Source organism: Kitasatospora sp. NPDC058063, from assembly GCF_042885395.1.
Lineage (GTDB): Bacteria > Actinomycetota > Actinomycetes > Streptomycetales > Streptomycetaceae > Kitasatospora > Kitasatospora lactacystinica.
This window is the reverse complement of sequence record NZ_JBHVSD010000003.1, coordinates 368,615-386,636: the sequence shown is the minus strand read 5'-3', so window position 1 is coordinate 386,636 and position 18,022 is coordinate 368,615. Positions and strand designations below refer to the sequence as shown.

1 protein-coding gene (only partly in view) is annotated in these 18,022 nt (G+C 76.0%); it reads right to left on the bottom strand.

Annotated features, from left to right (window positions below; genetic code table 11):
- Window positions 1-21: 21 nt before the first annotated feature.
- Window positions 22-18,022, bottom strand: partial view of a type I polyketide synthase gene (locus ACFVUY_RS07845; RefSeq protein WP_387728118.1) — the 3' portion only. Its footprint extends 19,757 nt past the window's final position; only the last 18,001 of its 37,758 coding nucleotides appear in the window; the start codon falls outside the window, past its right edge; the stop codon is at window positions 22-24.

Sequence of the window (18,022 nt, the reverse complement as noted above, 5' to 3'; positions counted from 1 at the left end):
CGAACGGTGCCTCGACGACGATCAAGCCGGGCCCCCGAATTCCTTCCGGATGAGGTCGAGGACCTCATCGGCGCTGGCGTCGTCCAGCGCGTCGTCCGATTGCGTCTCGCCCGTGCCCGCCAGGCGGGCCAGCAGGCCCTGGAGCCGGGCGGCGACGTCCGCCCGTTCCCGCTCGTCGGCGTCGAGCCGCAGCAGCCTGGCCTCCAGCCGGTCCAGGTCCGCCACCAGGTCGACCGTCCGGTCGGCCTCCTCGGGCAGCAGCAGGCTGCCGAGGTGGGCGCCGAGCGCGGTGGGCGTCGGGTGGTCGAACACCAGCGTGGCCGGCAGGTTGAGACCGGTCTCGTGGTGCAGCAGGTTGCGGAACTCCACCGCGATCAGCGAGTCGAACCCGATCGAGCGGAACGCCTGGTCCGGTGCGACGGCCTCGGCGCTGTCGCGGCCGAGGACCGCGGCGGCGCGGGCGCGGACCAGGTCGAGCAGCATCCGCTGCCGCTGCGGGGCGGGCAGCGCCGCCAGTTCCCGGCGCAGCCCGGCGGAGCCGTCGAGCACGACCGTCTCGGCCACCGACGGGACCAGCGCCGCGAACTCCGCCAGGTCGCGCATCAGCGGGTTCGGCCGCGTCCCGGCGAACCGGGGCGCGAAGGTGGGCCAGTCGATGTCCGCGACCACCAGGTTCGGCCGGTCCCCACCGATCGCCCGGGCCAGGGCCCGGACCGCCGAACGCGGGTCCATCGCCGGGACCCCGCTGCGGCGCAGCCGGTCCGTCACGACCTGACCGGTGGCCATGCCGTCCTGCGCCCACGGGCCCCAGGCCACCGACACACCGGGCAGGCCCCGGTCGTGCCGGTGCTCCATCCAGGCGTCCAGGAAGGCGTTCGCCGCGGCGTAGTTGCCCTGTCCGGCGCTGCCGATGGTGCCGGCCAGCGAGGAGAACGCCACGAAGAAGTCCAGGTCACCGGTGAGTTCGTCCAGGTGCACCAGTCCGGACGCCTTCGCCGCCAGGACGGTGGCGAACCGCTCCGGGGTGAGGGCGTCGAGCGTGCCGTCGTCCAGGACCCCGGCCGCGTGCACCACGCCGATCAGCGGGGCGTCGGACGGGACCTGCGCCAGCACCGCCGCCAGCGCGTCGCGGTCGGCGGCGTCGCAGGCCGCGACGGTCGCCTCGGCGCCCAGTTCGGTGAGTTCCGCGACGAGTTCGGCGGCGCCGGGCGCCTCCGGGCCGCGGCGGCCGGTCAGCAGCAGCCGGGTGACGCCGGACTCGGCGAGCCAGCGGGCGACCACCGCGCCCAGCGCGCCGGTTCCGCCGGTGACCAGCACCGTGCCCGGGCCGGACGGCGCCCACGAGGGCTCCGCCGCACCGTCGGTGGCGTCGACCCGGACGAGGCGCCGCACGAGGGCCTGGCCCGCGCCGCGAAGCGCGACCTGGTCCTCGCCCGGTGCGCCGCCCAGCACGCCGGCCAGGGTCCGGCCGGCCGCGGCGTCCACGGTCTCCGGCAGGTCGACCAGGCCGCCCCAGCGCTGCGGGTGCTCCAGCGCGGCGGCCCGGCCGAGGCCCCACACCTGCGCCTGCGCCGGGTCGGCGAGCAGGTCGCCGGGGCCGGTCCGGACGGCGCCGCGGGTGAGCGTCCACAGCGGCGTCTTCAGGTTGGCGTCGCCGAGCGCCTGCACTGTCACCAGGGTGGCGGCCACGGCCGGCGACACGGCGCGGTCGGCGTCCGGGCCGTCGTGGGCGGCGGCCAGCAGCACCGCGCCGGCCACGTCGGGCACGCCCTCGACCGCGGCCAGGAGGCGGGCCGCCAGAGCGGCCCGGTCGAGGTCCGCCGGGTCCAGTACGAGGTCGACGGTGAGCGCCCCGGCGGAGCGGATCGCCGTGCGCACGCCCTCGGCCGGGTCCCGGTCGGTCCCGTCGAGGACCAGCACCAGCCAGCTCCCGTCCAGTTCGGGCTCGGCGACCGGCGCCGGGACCGGCTTCCAGGTGACCTCGTAGCGCCAGCTGTCGAGCATCGAGTCCCGGCGGCGCAGCCGGCGCCAGGAGGAGAGCGCGGGCAGGATCTCGCCGAGCACCTCGGACCGCTCGCCGAGGCGCAGCGTGCCCGCCAGTTCGGCCAGGTCCTCGCGCTCGACGGCCTCCCAGAACCGGGACTCCACGGCGTCCCCGGACGGCAGCGGCGCGGGCGCCGGGGTCGGCCAGAACCGCTCGTGGTGGAAGGCGTACGTCGGCAGGTCGACCCGCCGGCCGCGCGGCAGGACCGCCGGCCAGTCCACCTCGGCGCCGGCCGTCCAGAGCCGGGCCAGCGCGTGCAGCGCCGTCCCGGCCTCGTTCCGGTCGCGCCGCATCACGGGGGCGAACACGGCCTTGGCGACGGACTGCTGGGCCATCGCGCAGAGCACGCCGTCGGGGCCGAGCTCCACGAAGCGGGTCACGCCCTCACGGTGCAGGGCCTCGACGCCGTCGGCGAAGCGGACGGCCTCGCGGACCTGGCGCAGCCAGTACTCGGGGGTGGTGAGGAGACCGGGTTCGGCGATCCCGCCGGTCAGGTTGGAGACGACCGGGATCCGCGGCTCGGCGAAGGTCAACTCCGCGAGGACGGCCGCAAATTCGGCGAGCATCGGCTCCATCAGGGCCGAGTGGAAGGCGTGCGAGACGGTCAGCCGGCTGGTCTTGCGGCCCTCGGCCTTCCAACGCGCCGCGAACTCCTCGACCACCTCGATCGGACCGGAAACCACCAGCGAGGTCGGGCCGTTGACGGCCGCGACGTCCAGGCGGTCGCCGATCGCGTCGCGGACCTCGGCCTCGGTGGCCTGCACCGCCAGCATCGCCCCGCCGCTCGGCAGCGCCTGCATCAGCCGGCCCCGCGCCGCCACCAGGGCGCACGCGTCCGCCAGCGAGAACACGCCCGCCGCATGGGCGGCCGCGATCTCACCGATCGAGTGCCCGAGCAGGAACTCCGGTGCCACACCCCAGGATTCGAGCAGTCGGAAGGACGCCACCTCGACCGCGAACAGCCCGGCCTGCGCCCACACCGTACGGTCCAGATCCTCGACGCCCTCGAACACCACGTCCTTCACCCGCCGGTCCAGCAGCAGATCGAACTCCGCGCAGACCGCGTCGAAGGCCGCCGCGAACACCGGCTGCGCGTCGTACAACTCCCGGCCCATGCCCGCGCGCTGGGCGCCCTGGCCGGTGAACAGGAAGGCCAGGCGGCCCTCCCGCACAGTGCCGGTCACCACGTCCGCCGAGAAGGCCGCCGAGGCGAGGGCCCCGGCGCCGGAGCGCAGCGCGTCCCGGTCGGCGCCGAGCACGACGGCGCGGTGCGCCAGCCCGGCCCGTCCGGTCGCCAGCGACCAGGCCGCGTCCACCGGGTCGTGGCCGGGTTCGGCGTCCAGGTGCGCGGTGAGCCGCTGTGCCTGGGCCCGCAGCGATTCGGCGCTCTGCCCGGAGAGCAGCCACGGCAGACCGCCCGCCGGCACGGCGGTCGGGGGCTCCACCGCTTCCGCCGCTTCCGCCGACTCCACCGGGTCCGCCGGGGCGGACTCCAGGATGATGTGGGCGTTGGTGCCGCTGATGCCGAAGGAGGAGACACCGGCCCGGCGCGGCCGGTCCAGCTCGGGCCACGGGCGGGACTCGGTGAGCAGTTCCACCGCGCCCGCCGACCAGTCGACCTGGGGCGACGGCTCACCGACGTGCAGGGTGGCCGGCAGCACGCCGTGCCGCAGCGCCTGCACCATCTTGATCACACCCGCCACACCGGCCGCGGCCTGGGTGTGGCCGATGTTGGACTTGATCGAGCCGAGCCAGAGCGGTTCGCCCGCACGCTCCCGGCCGTACGTGGCCAGCAGCGCCTGCGCCTCGATCGGGTCGCCGAGCCTGGTGCCGGTGCCGTGCGCCTCGACGGCGTCCACGTCCGCGGCCGTCAGTCCGGCGTTGGCGAGTGCCTGGCGGATCACCCGCTGCTGAGCAGGGCCGTTCGGGGCGGTCAGGCCGTTGGAGGCGCCGTCCTGGTTGACCGCGCTGCCCCGCACCACAGCCAGCACCCGGTGCCCGTTGCGGCGCGCGTCCGAGAGCCGCTCGACCAGCAGGACGCCGACGCCCTCGCCCCAGCCCGTACCGTCCGCGTCCGCCGCGAAGGCCTTGCAGCGGCCGTCGGCGGCCAGGCCGCCCTGGCGGTCGAACTCGCTGAACACGCCCGGCGTGGACATCACGGTGACACCGCCGGCCAGCGCCAGTTCGCACTCGCCGCGGCGCAGCGCCTGCGCCGCGAGGTGCAGGGCGACCAGGGAGGCGGAGCAGGCCGTGTCCACGGTCAGCGCCGGCCCTTCGAGACCGAAGGCGTACGCCACCCGGCCGGAGAGCACCGCCGCCGCGTTGCCGGTGGCGACGTGCCCCTCGACCTTGTCCTCGGCGGCGGCGAGCAGCGTCGGGTAGTCCTGGCCGTTGGTGCCCGCGAAGACGCCCACGGACCGGCCCCGCGCGGACCGCGGGTCCATTCCGGCGGACTCGAAGGTCTCCCAGACCGTCTCCAGCAGCAGGCGCTGCTGGGGGTCCATCGCCAGCGCCTCGCGCGGCGAAATGCCGAACAGCGTGGCGTCGAACTCCGCGACGCCGTCGAGGAAGCCGCCGACGGCCGCGTACGAGCCCGACCGGTCGGCGAGGTCCCACCCGCGGTCGACGGGGAAGCCGGTCATCGCGTCCCCGTTGCCGGAGAGCAGCGCCCACAGGGCCTCCGGCGTCCGGGCGCCGCCCGGGAACCGGCAGGCCATGCCGACGATCGCGATCGGCTCGTCCTCGGCGGCGACGGACGCGGTGTCCGGCGTCGGCACCGGGTCGGCCGAGCCGTACAGCTCGGCGAACAGGAACTCGCCCAGGGCGATCGGCGTCGGGTGGTCGAAGACCAGGGTGGCCGGCAGCCGGAGGCCGGTGCGGGCACCGATCAGGTTGCGGAAGGCCACCGCGGTCAGCGAGTCGAAGCCGATGTCGCGGAAGGCCCGGCCCGGTTCGACGCTCGCGCTCGACGCGTGCCCCAGCACCGCGGCCGCGCAGCTGCGGATCAGGTCCAGCAGCGCCCGGTCGCGCTGGGCGGGGGGCAGCTCCGCGAGCCCCTGCGCCCCGGTCGCTTCCGCCCCGGCGTCGTCGGCCCGCTCGGCCCGGTCGGTCCGGGCCGCTTCGGGCAGCTCGGCCAGCAGCGGGCTGGTCCTGGCCCCGGCGAAGGCGGGCAGCATCCGCGCCCAGTCGACGTCGGCGATCGCCACGAGGTCCTCGCCGTGGTCGACGGCCCTGGCCATCGCCTCCATCGCCAGCCGTGCGTCCATCGGTGTCAGTCCGGCGCGCCGGACCCGGTCGGCCACCACGTCCTCGGTGGCCATGCCCTGCTCCGCCCAGGCGCCCCAGGCGATCGAGAGTCCGGGGAGACCGCGGTCGCGGCGCCGCTGGATCCAGGCGTCCAGGAAGGCGTTCGCCGCCGCGTAGTTGCCCTGCCCGGCACTGCCCAGAGTGCCCGCCAGCGAGGAGAACACCACGAACAGGTCCAGCTCCAGCCCGGCCGTCAACTCGTCCAGGTGCAGCAGTCCGCCGACCTTGCCCGCGAAGACCGTCTCGAAACGCTCCGCCGACTGCGCGTCCAGCATCCCGTCGTCCACCACACCCGCGGTGTGCACCACACCGCTCAGCGGCAGCTCAGCCGGAACCCCCGCCAGCAGGGACACCACCGCGTCACGGTCCGCCACATCACAAGCCACCACCGTCACCCGGGCACCCAGGCCCGCCAGTTCCGCCACCAACTCGCCCGCACCCGGCGTCTCGATGCCCCGACGACCGGTCAGCACCAGATGCGGCACACCACGCCCGGCCAGCCAACGAGCCACCGACGCACCCAGCGCCCCCAGACCACCGGTCACCAGCACCGTCCCGGACGGCGTCCACCCGTCGACCCGGCCGACGGGCTGAACGGCCCGGACGAACCTGCGACCGTACGCACCCGAGGAGCGCACCGCCACCTGGTCCTCGTCGCCACCCAGCACCGCCACCAGCCGACGACCGGCCCGCTCGTCCACCACCGGCGGAAGGTCGACCAACCCGCCCCACACATCCGGCAGTTCCAGCGCCGCCACCCGGCCCAGACCCCACACCTGCGCCTGCCACGGACTCACCAACCGGTCCGCCCGGCCGATCGACACCGCACCGGATGTCAGGGACCACAACTTGGCGCGCACGCCGGAGTCGGCGAGGGCGTGCAACAGGGTCAGCGTGCCGGCCACCCCGGCCGGGAGCAGCGAGCCCCCGGTGTACGGCTCGGCGTGCGACTCGGCGTCGGCAGCGAGCAGCGAGACCACGCCCGCCAGCCCGCCCCCGGCGGCCGACTCGCGGATCCGGTCGGCCAGTTCCCCCCGGCCGGCGCCGTCGACGGCCAGCGGAACGACCTCCGCACCGGCGGCCAGCAGCGCGCTCTCCACGCCCTCCACCGACGCACCCGCACCCGCACCCGCACCCGCACCAGTCACCAGCAGCCAACGGCCCGACAGCCGCCCCTCCACCGAACCGGCCAACGGCTTCCACGTCACCCGGTACCGCCAGGAGTCCACCACCGAATCCACCCGGCGCCGCTGCCGCCACGAGGACAGCACCGGCAGGACGGAGCCCAGTTCCTCGGGCGCCCGGTCGATGTCCAGGGCCGCGGCGAGTTCGCCGAGGTCCTGGCGCTCCACGGCCTGCCAGAAGCGCGCCTCGTCCGGGTCGGCCACGACGGCCGTTCCGGGCGCGGCCTTCGGCCAGTAGCGCTCCCGCTGGAAGGCGTAGGTCGGCAGCTCGGTCCGGCGGCCGGCGGGCAGCAGCCCGGACCAGTCGATCTCCGCCCCGGCCGTCCACAGCGTGGCGAGCGCCCGCAGGGCCGTGTCGTGGTCGTCCCGGTCCTTGCGCAGCAGCGGCGCGCAGACCGCGTCGGGGAGCATCCGGCCGGCCAGCGCGGTCAGCACGCCGTCCGGGCCGAGCTCCACGAAGCGGGTGACGCCCCGGCCGTGCAGCGCCTCGACGCCGTCGGCGAAGCGGACGGCCTCACGGACCTGCCGCACCCAGTACTCGGGGGTGGACATCAGTCCGGGCCCGGCGAGTTCGCCGGTCAGGTCGGAGACGATCGGCAGCTGCGGCTCCGAGTAGGTCAACTCCGCCAGCACGGCGGCGAATTCTTCGAGCATCGGCTCCATCAGGGCCGAGTGGAAGGCGTGCGAGACCGTCAGCCGGCTGGTCTTGCGGCCCTCGGCCCGCCAGCGCTCGGCGAGCTCCTCGACGGCCTCCGCCGGGCCGGAGACCACCAGCGAGGTCGGGCCGTTGACGGCCGCGACGTCCAGGCGGTCGCCGATCGCGTCGCGGACCTCGGCCTCGGTGGCCTGCACCGCCAGCATCGCCCCGCCCTCGGGCAGCGCGTCCATCAGCCGGCCGCGCGCCGCCACCAGGGTGCACGCGTCGGCGAGCGAGAACACGCCCGCCGCATGGGCGGCGGCGATCTCGCCGATCGAGTGGCCGAGCAGGAAGTCGGCCGTCACGCCCCAGGATTCGAGCAACCGGTACGAGGCGACCTCGACCGCGAACAGCCCGGCCTGCGTCCACACCGTACGGTCCAGATCCGCCGCCCCGTCGAACACCACGTCCTTCACCGGCCGGTCCAGCAGCAGGTCGAACTCCGCGCAGACCGCGTCGAAGGCCGCCGCGAACACCGGGAACCGCGCGTACAGCCCGGCCCCCATCCCGGCCCGCTGCGCGCCCTGACCGGTGAACAGGAAGGCCGTACCCCCCTGCGCCGTGACGCCCGAGACCACCCGGGCCGAGGGCTCGCCCGCCGCCAGCGCGGCGACACCGGAGCGCAGCTCGTCCCGGTCGCCGCCGAACACCACCGCGCGGTGGTCCAGCGCGGCCCGGGAGAGCAGCCCTGCGGCCACCTCCGCCGGTGCGAACTCCGGTGCGGCCGCGAGGAATCCGGCCAGCCGCCCGGCCTGCGCCGCCAGTGCGGGGGCGGTCCGCCCCGACACCGGCCACGGCAGCACACCCTCGACGGCCACCGGCTCCTCGGCCGCCACCGCGGGCGCGGACTCCAGGATGATGTGGGCGTTGGTGCCGCTGATGCCGAAGGAGGAGACACCGGCCCGGCGCGGCCGGTCCAGCTCGGGCCACGGGCGGGACTCGGTGAGCAGTTCCACCGCGCCCGCCGACCAGTCGACCTCGGAGGTCCGCTGCTCCGCGTGCAGGGTGGCCGGCAGCACCCCGTGGCGCAGCGCCTGCACCATCTTGATCACACCCGCCACACCGGCCGCGGCCTGGGTGTGGCCGATGTTGGACTTGATCGCGCCGAGCCAGAGCGGCTCACCGGCCCGCTCCTGGCCGTACGTGGCCAGCAGCGCCTGGGCCTCGATCGGGTCGCCGAGCCTGGTGCCGGTGCCGTGCGCCTCGACGGCGTCCACGTCGGCGGCCGACAGCCCGGCGCTCGCCAGCGCCTGCCGGATCACCCGCTCCTGCGAGGGACCGTTCGGGGCGGTGAGGCCGTTCGACGCGCCGTCCTGGTTGACCGCGCTGCCCCGGACCACCGCCAGCACCTCGTGCCCGTTGCGGCGCGCGTCCGACAGCCGCTCCAGCACCAGTACGCCGACGCCCTCCGACCAGCCGGTGCCGTCCGCCTCGGCCGAGAAGGCCTTGCAGCGGCCGTCCGAGGCCAGGCCGCCCTGCCGGGCGAACTCGGCGAAGGCGGTGTTGGTGGACATCACGGTGACACCGCCGGCCAGGGCCAGTTCGCACTCGCCGCGGCGCAGCGCCTGCGCCGCGAGGTGCAGGGCGACCAGGGAGGCGGAGCAGGCCGTGTCCACGGTCAGCGCCGGTCCTTCGAGGCCGAAGGCGTACGCGACCCGGCCGGAGAGCACCGACGCGGCGTTGCCGGTGAGCACGTGCCCCTCGACCTCCTCGTCGGAGGCGGCGAGCAGGGTGCCGTAGTCCTGGCCGTTGGTGCCGACGAAGACGCCGACGGGGGCGCCGTGGACGGACAGCGGGTCGGTGCCCGCCGATTCGAAGGCCTCCCAGGAGGCCTCCAGCAGCAGCCGCTGCTGGGGGTCCATCGCGAGGGCCTCGCGCGGCGAGATGCCGAACAGGCTCGCGTCGAAGTCGGTCGCGTGCTGGAGGAAGCCGCCCTCGGGCGCGTACGTCCCGGCGTCGCGGTCGAGGTCCCAGCCGCGGTCGGTCGGGAACGGGCCGACGCCGTCCGCGCCGTCGGTCAGCAGCTGCCACAGTTCGGCGGGCGTGCCGACGTCGCCGGGGAAGCGGCAGCTCATGCCGACGATCACGATCGGCTCGTCGGTCCCGGCCGGTGCGGGCGCCATCGCCTCGGTCAGCACGGCCCGGTCACCGAGCATCAGGCCGAGCAGGTGATCGGCGAGCCGGGTGGGCGTCGGGTGGTCGAACACGAGCGTCGTCGGCAGCCGCAGCGCGGTCTCGGCGCCGAGCCGGTTGCGCAGTTCGACGGCGGTCAGCGAGTCGAAGCCCAGCTCCCGGAAGGCCCGGGCGGGCGCCACCGCGTCGACCGAGGCGTGGCCGAGCACGGACGCGGCCTGGGCCCGGACGAGGTCGAGCAGCAGCTGACGGCGCCGGCCGGCCGGCGCCGAGGCCAGCTCGGAGCCCATCGGCACGGGGGCCTCCGCCCCGGCGGGCGCGGGCCGCGCCGCGGCTTCCGGCAGGTCCGCGAGCAGGGTGCTCGGACGGGAGCCGGTGAAGCCGCCGAGGAACTGCGGCCAGTCGATGTCGGCGACGCTCACCTCGGTCTCGTCGTGGTCGACGGCCCTGGCCAGGGCCTGTATCGCGAGTTCCGGGTCCATCGGCAGCACGCCGCCGCGCCGCAGCCGCTCGACGACGACCTCGCCGGTGGCGAGGCCGTCCTGCGCCCAGGCTCCCCAGGCGATCGAGAGTCCGGGGAGACCGCGGTCGCGGCGCCGCTGGATCCAGGCGTCCAGGAAGGCGTTCGCCGCCGCGTAGTTGCCCTGCCCGGCACTTCCCAGCGTCCCCGCCAGCGAGGAGAACACCACGAACAGGTCCAGCTCCAGCCCGGCGGTCAACTCGTCCAGGTGCAGCAGCCCGCCGACCTTGCCCGCGAAGACCGTCTCGAAACGCTCCGCCGACTGCGCGTCCAGCATGCCGTCGTCCACCACACCCGCGGTGTGCACCACACCGCTCAGCGGCAGCTCGGCGGGGATCCCCGCCAGCAGCGCCGCCACCGCTTCATGGTCCGCGACATCACAGGCAGCGACCGTCACCCGGGCACCCAGGGCCGTCAGTTCGGCCACCAGCTCGCCCGCGCCGGGCGTCTCGATGCCCCGACGACCGGTCAGCACCAGATGCGGCACACCACGCCCGGCCAGCCAACGAGCCACCGACGCACCCAGCGCCCCCAGACCACCGGTCACCAACACCGTCCCGGACGGCGTCCACCCGTCGACCCGACCGACGGGCTGAACGACCCGGACGAACCTGCGGCCGTAGACGCCCGAGGGGCGCACCGCCACCTGGTCCTCGTCGCCACCCAGCACCGCCACCAGCCGACGACCGGCCCGCTCGTCCACCACCGACGGAAGATCGACCAACCCGCCCCACACATCCGGCAGTTCCAGCGCCGCCACCCGGCCCAGACCCCACACCTGCGCCTGCCACGGACTCACCAACCGGTCCGCCCGGCCGATCGACACCGCACCGGACGTCAGGGACCACAGCTTCGCCCGCACGCCCGCGTCACCGAGCGCCCGCAACAGCGCCAGGGTGGCCGGCACCCCGGTCGACACCGGGGTGTCCTCGTCCTGCGGCTCCTCGACGGCGAGCAGTGAGACCACTCCCGCGAACTCGCTATCGGCGTTCAACTCGCTGATCTGCGCGGCCAGTTCCTCCCGACCGGCGCCGTCGACGGCCAGCGGAACGACCTCCGCACCGGCGGCCAGCAGCGCGCTCTCCACGCCCTCCACCGACGTACCAGCACCAGCACCCGTCACCAGCAGCCAACGACCCGACAGCCGCCCCTCCGCCGAACCGGCCAACGGCTTCCACGACACCCGGTACCGCCAGGAGTCCACCACCGAATCCACCCGGCGCCGCTGCCGCCACGAGGACAGCACCGGCAGCAGCGAGCGCAGCGCGCCGTCCTCGTCCAGCTCCAGGGACTCCGAGAGCTCGGCCAGGTCCCCGCGCTCGACGGCGTCCCAGAACCGGGCCTCGGTCGGGTCGCCCTCGGCCGCCACGGCGGCCGCCTCCAGCCAGTAGTGCTCGCGCTGGAAGGCGTAGGTCGGCAGCTCGACCGGGCGACCGGCGGGCAGCAGCGAGGCGAAGTCGACGGGCGCACCCGCGGTCCAGGCCTCCGCCAGCGCCAGCAGCACCTGCTCGGGGCCGCCCCGGCCGCGCCGCAGCGTGCCCAGCACGGCCGCCTCGGCCTCGACCGCGTCGGCGGTCTCCTGCACGCCGACCGTCAGCACCGGGTGGGGGCTGCACTCCACGAACACCGACCGGCCACCGGCCAGCAGCGCCCGCGTCGCCTCCTCGAAGCGCACCGGGGAGCGCAGGTTGTCGAACCAGTACCCGGCGTCCATCCGGGCGGTGTCGATCGGGGTGCCGGTCAGCGTCGAGTAGAGCGGCACGGTGGAGGTCACCGGGGCGACCTCGGCCAGCTCCGCCAGGATGCGCCCGCGCAGCCGGTCGACCTGGGCGGAGTGCGAGGCGTAGTCCACGGGAATGCGGCGGGCCCGTACGTCCCGCTCCTCGCAGAGCGCCATCAGCGCGTCCAGCGCGTCCGGTTCGCCCGAGACCACCGTCGAGGACGGCCCGTTGTACGCCGCCACCGAGATCCGGCCCTCGAACGAGCCGATCAGCTCCTCGACCACCGCGCTGCCCGCCGCGACGGACACCATCCCGCCACCACCGGCCAGTTCGACGATCGCCCGGCTGCGCAGCGCCACCACCTTCGCGCCGTCCTCGACGGACAGCGCACCCGCGACCACCGCCGCGGCGATCTCACCCTGCGAGTGGCCGATCACCGCCGAGGGCTCCACACCGTGCGCCCGCCACACCTCGGCCAGCGACACCATCACCGCCCACAGCACCGGCTGGACCACGTCCACCCGGTCCAGCTCCGCACCCTCGCGCAGCACCTCGGTCAGCGACCAGTCCGTGAACGGCGCCAACGCCGCCTCACACTGCGCCAACCTGGCCGCGAACACCGGTGAGGCCTCGGCGAGCTCCCACGCCATGCCCACCCACTGCGAACCCTGACCCGGGAACACGAACACCACGTCACCCGGAACCACCCGACCCCGGACCACACCCTCGCCGCCGAGCACCGCGAGGCCGTCCAGCAGCGCCTCCCGCTCCGCACCCAGCACCACCGCACGGTGCTCCAGACCCGCCCGCGACAGCAGCGCGGACCCCACGTCCGCCACCCCGAGCTCCGGACGCCCCAGCACGAACTCCCGCAACCGCTCCGCCTGCGCACCCAGCGCCGCCGGCGTCCGGCCCGACAGCAGCCACGGCACCGGGCCCGCGCCCGGAACGGCGGGCTTCGAAGGCCGCGTCTCGGGCACGGATTCGAGGATCACATGGGCGTTGGTGCCGCTGATCCCGAAGGAGGAGACACCCGCGCGACGCGGCCGCTCCGCCTCGGGCCACGGCCGGGCCTCGGTGAGCAGCTCCACCGCACCGGCCGTCCAGTCCACGTGCGGGGACGGCGCGTCCACGTGCAGGGTCGCCGGCAGCACGCCGTGCCGCATCGCCAGCACCATCTTGATCACACCCGCCACACCGGCCGCGGCCTGGGTGTGCCCGATGTTCGACTTGATCGAGCCCAGCCAGAGCGGCCGGTCCGCGAACCGGTCCTGACCGTACGTCGCCAGCAGTGCCTGGGCCTCGATCGGGTCGCCCAGCTTGGTGCCCGTGCCGTGCGCCTCCACCGCGTCCACCTCGGCGGCCGACAGCCCGGCGTTGGCCAGTGCCTGCCGGATCACCCGCTCCTGCGACGGGCCGTTCGGCGCCGTCAGACCGTTCGACGCACCGTCCTGGTTGACGGCGGTGCCCCGCACCACCGCGAGCACCCGGTGCCCGTTGCGGCGGGCGTCGGAGAGCCGCTCCAGCACCAGCAGGCCCACGCCCTCCGACCAGCCGCTGCCGTCGGCCGCGGCCGAGAAGGCCTTGCAGCGCCCGTCGGCCGCCAGCCCGCCCTGGCGGCTGAACTCGGTGAACACCGAGGGCGTGGCGAGCACGGTGACACCGCCGGCCAGCGCCAGGTCGCAGTCTCCGGAGCGCAGCGCCTGGGCCGCCTGGTGCATGGCGACCAGGGAGGAGGAGCAGGCGGTGTCCACGGTGACCGCCGGGCCCTCCAGACCGAAGGTGTAGGAGACCCGGCCGGAGGCGACGCTGCCCGCGTTGCCGGTGCCGAGGAAGCCCTGGACCTCGTCCGGGACGGCTCCGCCGCCGGTCGCGTAGTCGTGGTACATCAGTCCGGCGTAGACGCCGGTCCGGCTGCCGCGCAGCGCGGTCGGGTCCAGGCCGGCGCTCTCGAAGGCCTCCCAGGAGGCCTCCAGCAGCAGCCGCTGCTGCGGGTCCATCGCCAGCGCCTCGCGCGGGGAGATCCCGAACAGGCCGGCGTCGAACCGGGCGGCGTCGTGCAGGAAGCCGCCCTCGAAGACGGTCGCGGCGCCCGCGCTCTCGCCGGCGTACACGGCGCCGACGTCCCAGCCGCGGTCGGTCGGGAAGGCGGTGATGCCGTCCCCGCCGGAGGCCAGCAGCTCCCACAGCCGGTCCGGGTCGGTGACGCCGCCGGGGTAGCGGCAACTCATGCCGACGATCGCGATCGGCTCGTCGGGGGCGGCGACCGTGGCGGAGGGCCCGGTGGCGGCCGGGGCGGCCGGGCGCCGGCCGAGCAGCTCGGCGCGGACGAACTCGGCCAGCACGGCCGGGGTCGGGTGGTCGAACACCAGGGTGGCGGGCAGCCGCAGCCCGGTGACCTCCTGGAGCCGGTTGCGCAGCCGGACCGCGAGCAGCGAGTCGAAGCCGAGGTCCTTGAAGGCCCGGCCGGGCTCGACGGCGGCCGCGCTGGCGTGGCCGAGGACGGCGGCGACCTCGGCGGCGAGCAGTTCCCCGACCGTCCGGGTCTGCTCGGCCTCGGTGAGCCCGGTCAGCCGGTGCGCGAGCGAGCCGGTGGCGGTCTCGGCGGCGGCGGCGCGCCGCGGGGCCGGGCGGACCAGTGCGCGCAGCAGCGGCGGCACCTCGCCGTCCGGGCCGACGGCCGAGCGCAGCCGGATCGGCAGCAGGTGCGGGCGGGCGGAGCCGACGGCCGCGTCGAACAGGGCGAGTCCGTCGGCGTCGCCGAGCGACTCCGCGGTGCGGGAGGCCCGGGCGACCTGCTCGGTGGAGAGGTGGCCGGTCATCCCGCTGGCGCCGGCCCACAGGCCCCAGCCGAGCGAGACCGCCGCGAGGCCCGCGGCGGCGCGGCGGGCGGCCAGCGCGTCCAGGGCCGCGTTCGCCGCCGCGTAGGCGGCCTGGCCCTCCGGGCCGAAGGTGCCGGCGGCGGAGGAGAACAGGACGAACAGGCCGAGGTCGCGGTCGGCGGTCAGCTCGTGCAGGTTGAGCGCCGCGTCCACCTTGGGCCGCAGCACCCCGGCCAGCCGGGCGTCGTCGTACGAGCCGACGGTGCCGTCGTCGATCACGCCGGCCGCGTGGACGATGCCCGTGACCGGGTGTTCGGCCAGCACGGCGGCGAGCGCGTCGCGGTCGGCGGCGTCGCAGGCGACGACCGTCGCCTCGGCGCCCAGTGCCCGCAGCTCGTCGACCAGTTCGGCCGCGCCGGGGGCGTCGGCGCCCCGCCGGCCGAGCAGCACCAGCCGGCGCACCCCGTGCCGGGCGGCCAGGTGCCGGGCGACCAGGCCGCCCAGTGTTCCGGTGCCGCCGGTGATCAGTACCGACCCGGGCAGCGCGGGCGTGTCCGCGGCCGGGGTGCGGACCAGGCGCGGGAGCAGCACGGCGCCGTCGCGCAGCGCGGTGCGGGGCTCGGTGTCCACGGCGGACGGCCAGGGGCCGCCGTCCCCGGCCGGGTCGCGGTCGACCAGGACGAAGCTGCCGGGGTGCTCGGCCTGGGCCGAGGCGACCAGGCCGTGCACGGCGGCGCCCGCGAGGTCGGCGCCCGTGCCGACGGCGCCGCGGGTGAGCAGCACCAGCCGGGAGGTGCCGAGCCGCTCCTCGGCGAGCCAGTCGCGCAGCAGGCCGAGGACGGCGGAGGTGGTGGCCAGCACGGCCCGTGCGTCGTCGCCGGACGGGACCGGCAGGACGACGACGGCCGGGGTGGGCGCGCCCGCGTCGAGGGCCGCGGTCAGTGCGGCGAGGTCCGGGTGGCGGACGGCCCGCGGCAGTCCGGCGTCCTCGGCGCCGAGCACCGCCCAGCCGGTGGTGTCGGGGGTCGCGGTCGGGTCGGTCGCGGGCACCCAGTCCAGGGCGAACAGGGCGTCGTGGACGCCGCGCGCGGCGCTGCCGTCCAGGGCCTCGGGGGTGACCTCCCGGGCGGCCAGCGCGTCGACGGCGAACACGGGTGCGCCGGTGGGGTCGGCGGCCCGCACGGTGGTTCCGCCGGGGCCGCGGGTCAGGGCGACCCGCAGCGTGGTGGCGCCGACGGCCTGGAGCGAGACGCCGGTCCAGGCGAAGGGCAGCCTGGTTCCGGCCTCGGCGTCGAGGGCGTCCGCGTGCAGGGCGGCGTCCAGCAGTGCGGGGTGCACGCCGTAGCCGTCGGCCTGGACGTCCTGGGGCAGGGCGACCTCGGCGTAGACGGTGCTGCCGTCGCGCCAGGCGGCGCGCAGGCCCTGGAAGGCGGGGCCGTAGCCGTAGCCGGCCTCGGTGAGCGCCTGGTAGAAACCGGCCAGGTCGACGGGCCGGGCGCCGTGGGGCGGCCACTGGGCGTGGTCGAAGCCGGCGGCGGGCGCGTGCGCGCCGAGCAGACCGGTGGCGTGGCAGGTCCACGGCGCGTCGGCGGCGGCCCGGGAGGAGACCTCCACGGTGCGGTCGCCCGCGCCGTCCGCCGGGCCGACGGCGACCTGGACGGCCACCGCGTCGGCCGCGGTCAGCACCAGCGGGGCCTGGAGCACCAGTTCCCGCAGCAGGGCGCTGCCGGCCTGTTCGCCGGCCCGCAGGGCCATCTCCACGAAGGCCGCGCCGGGCACCAGGGTGCGGCCGAGCACGGTGTGGTCGGCCAGCCACGGGTGACCGGTCGTGGACAGCCGTCCGGTCAGGACGACGCCGTCGTGGGCGAGCGGGACGGCGGCCCGCAGCAGCGGGTGGCCGGCCGTCACCTGGCCGACGGCGGCGGCGTCGTGCGCCGCGAGGGGCTTGGGCCAGTAGTACTCGCGCTGGAAGGCGTAGCCGGGCAGGGCGACGCGGCGGGCGGGCGGCAGCACCCCGGTGGCGTCCACCGGCACGCCGGCCGTCCAGAGTTCGGCGAGGACGGTCAGGAAGCGCTCGGCGCCGCCGTCGTCGCGCCGCAGGGTGCCGACCGCGGTGAGCGCGGTGCCGGCGTCCTCGGCGGTCTCCTGGAGGGCGACCGAGACCACGGGGTGGGGGCTGCACTCGACGAACACCGAGCGGCCGTCGGCCAGCAGGGCCCGGGTGGCCTGCTCGAACAGGACAGTGGAACGCAGGTTGTCGTACCAGTACCCGGCGTCCATCCGCGCGGTGTCGATCGGCTCACCGGTCAGCGTCGAGTAGAGCGGCACCACGGACGTGGTCGGGCTGATCCCGGCCAGCTCCGCCAGGACCCGTTCCCGCACCCGCTCCACCTGGGCGGAGTGCGAGGCGTAGTCGACGGGAATGCGGCGGGCCCGCACCCCGCTCTCCTCACAGAGCACCATCAGCTCGTCCAGCGCGCCGGGCTCGCCCGACACCACCGTCGAGGACGGGCCGTTGAACGCGGCCACCGAGATCCGGCCGCCGAAGCCGGCGATCAGCTCCTCGGCAGCCTCCTGGCCGACCGCCAGCGACACCATGCCGCCGTCACCGGCCAGTTCGATCAGCGCCCGGCTGCGCAGCGCCACCACCTTGGCGCCGTCCTCGACGGACAGCGCACCGGCCACCACCGCGGCGGCGATCTCACCCTGCGAGTGGCCGATCACCGCCGAGGGCTCCACACCGTGCGCCCGCCACACCTCGGCCAGCGACACCATCACCGCCCACAGCACCGGCTGGACCACGTCCACCCGGGACAGGTCCGCGCCCGAACGCAGCACCTCGGTCAGCGACCAGTCGGTGTACGGCGCCAGCGCCGCCTCGCACTCGGCCAACCTGGCCGCGAACACCGGTGACCAGTCGGCGAGTTCCCGCGCCATGCCGACCCACTGCGAGCCCTGGCCCGGGAAGACGAAGGCCACCGAACGGCCGTCGCGCTCCTCCGCGACGCCGGTGACCACCCCGGCCCGGGCCGTGCCCTCGGCGAGTGCCGCCAGCCCGTCCAGCAGGTCGGTCCGGTCGGCGCCGAGCAGCACCGCGCGGTGCTCCAGGTCGGCCCGGGACAGCAGGGACCGGCCGATCTCCGCCGGGGTGAGCTCGCCGTGTCCGGCCGCGAACTCGCGCAGCCGCGCGGCCTGCGCCGCCAGTCCGGCCCGGGTGCGGGCCGACAGGAACCACGGGAGGACTCCGGAGCCGGTCTCCGGGGCCGCGGCGGTCTCGGTGACGACCGGGGCGGCCTCCAGGATGACGTGGGCGTTGGTGCCGCTCATGCCGAAGGAGGACACGCCCGCGCGGCGCGGCCGGTCCACGGCCGGCCAGGGGCGCGCCTCGGCCAGCAGTTCCACGGCGCCCGCCGCCCAGTCCACGTGACCGCTCGGCGCGGCGACGTGCAGGGTGGCCGGGAGCGTCCCGTGCCGCATCGCCTGCACCATCTTGATCACCCCGGCGACGCCGGCCGCGGCCTGGGTGTGGCCGATGTTGGACTTGATCGAGCCGAGCCAGAGCGGCTCGCCGTCGCGGTCCCGGCCGTAGGTGGCC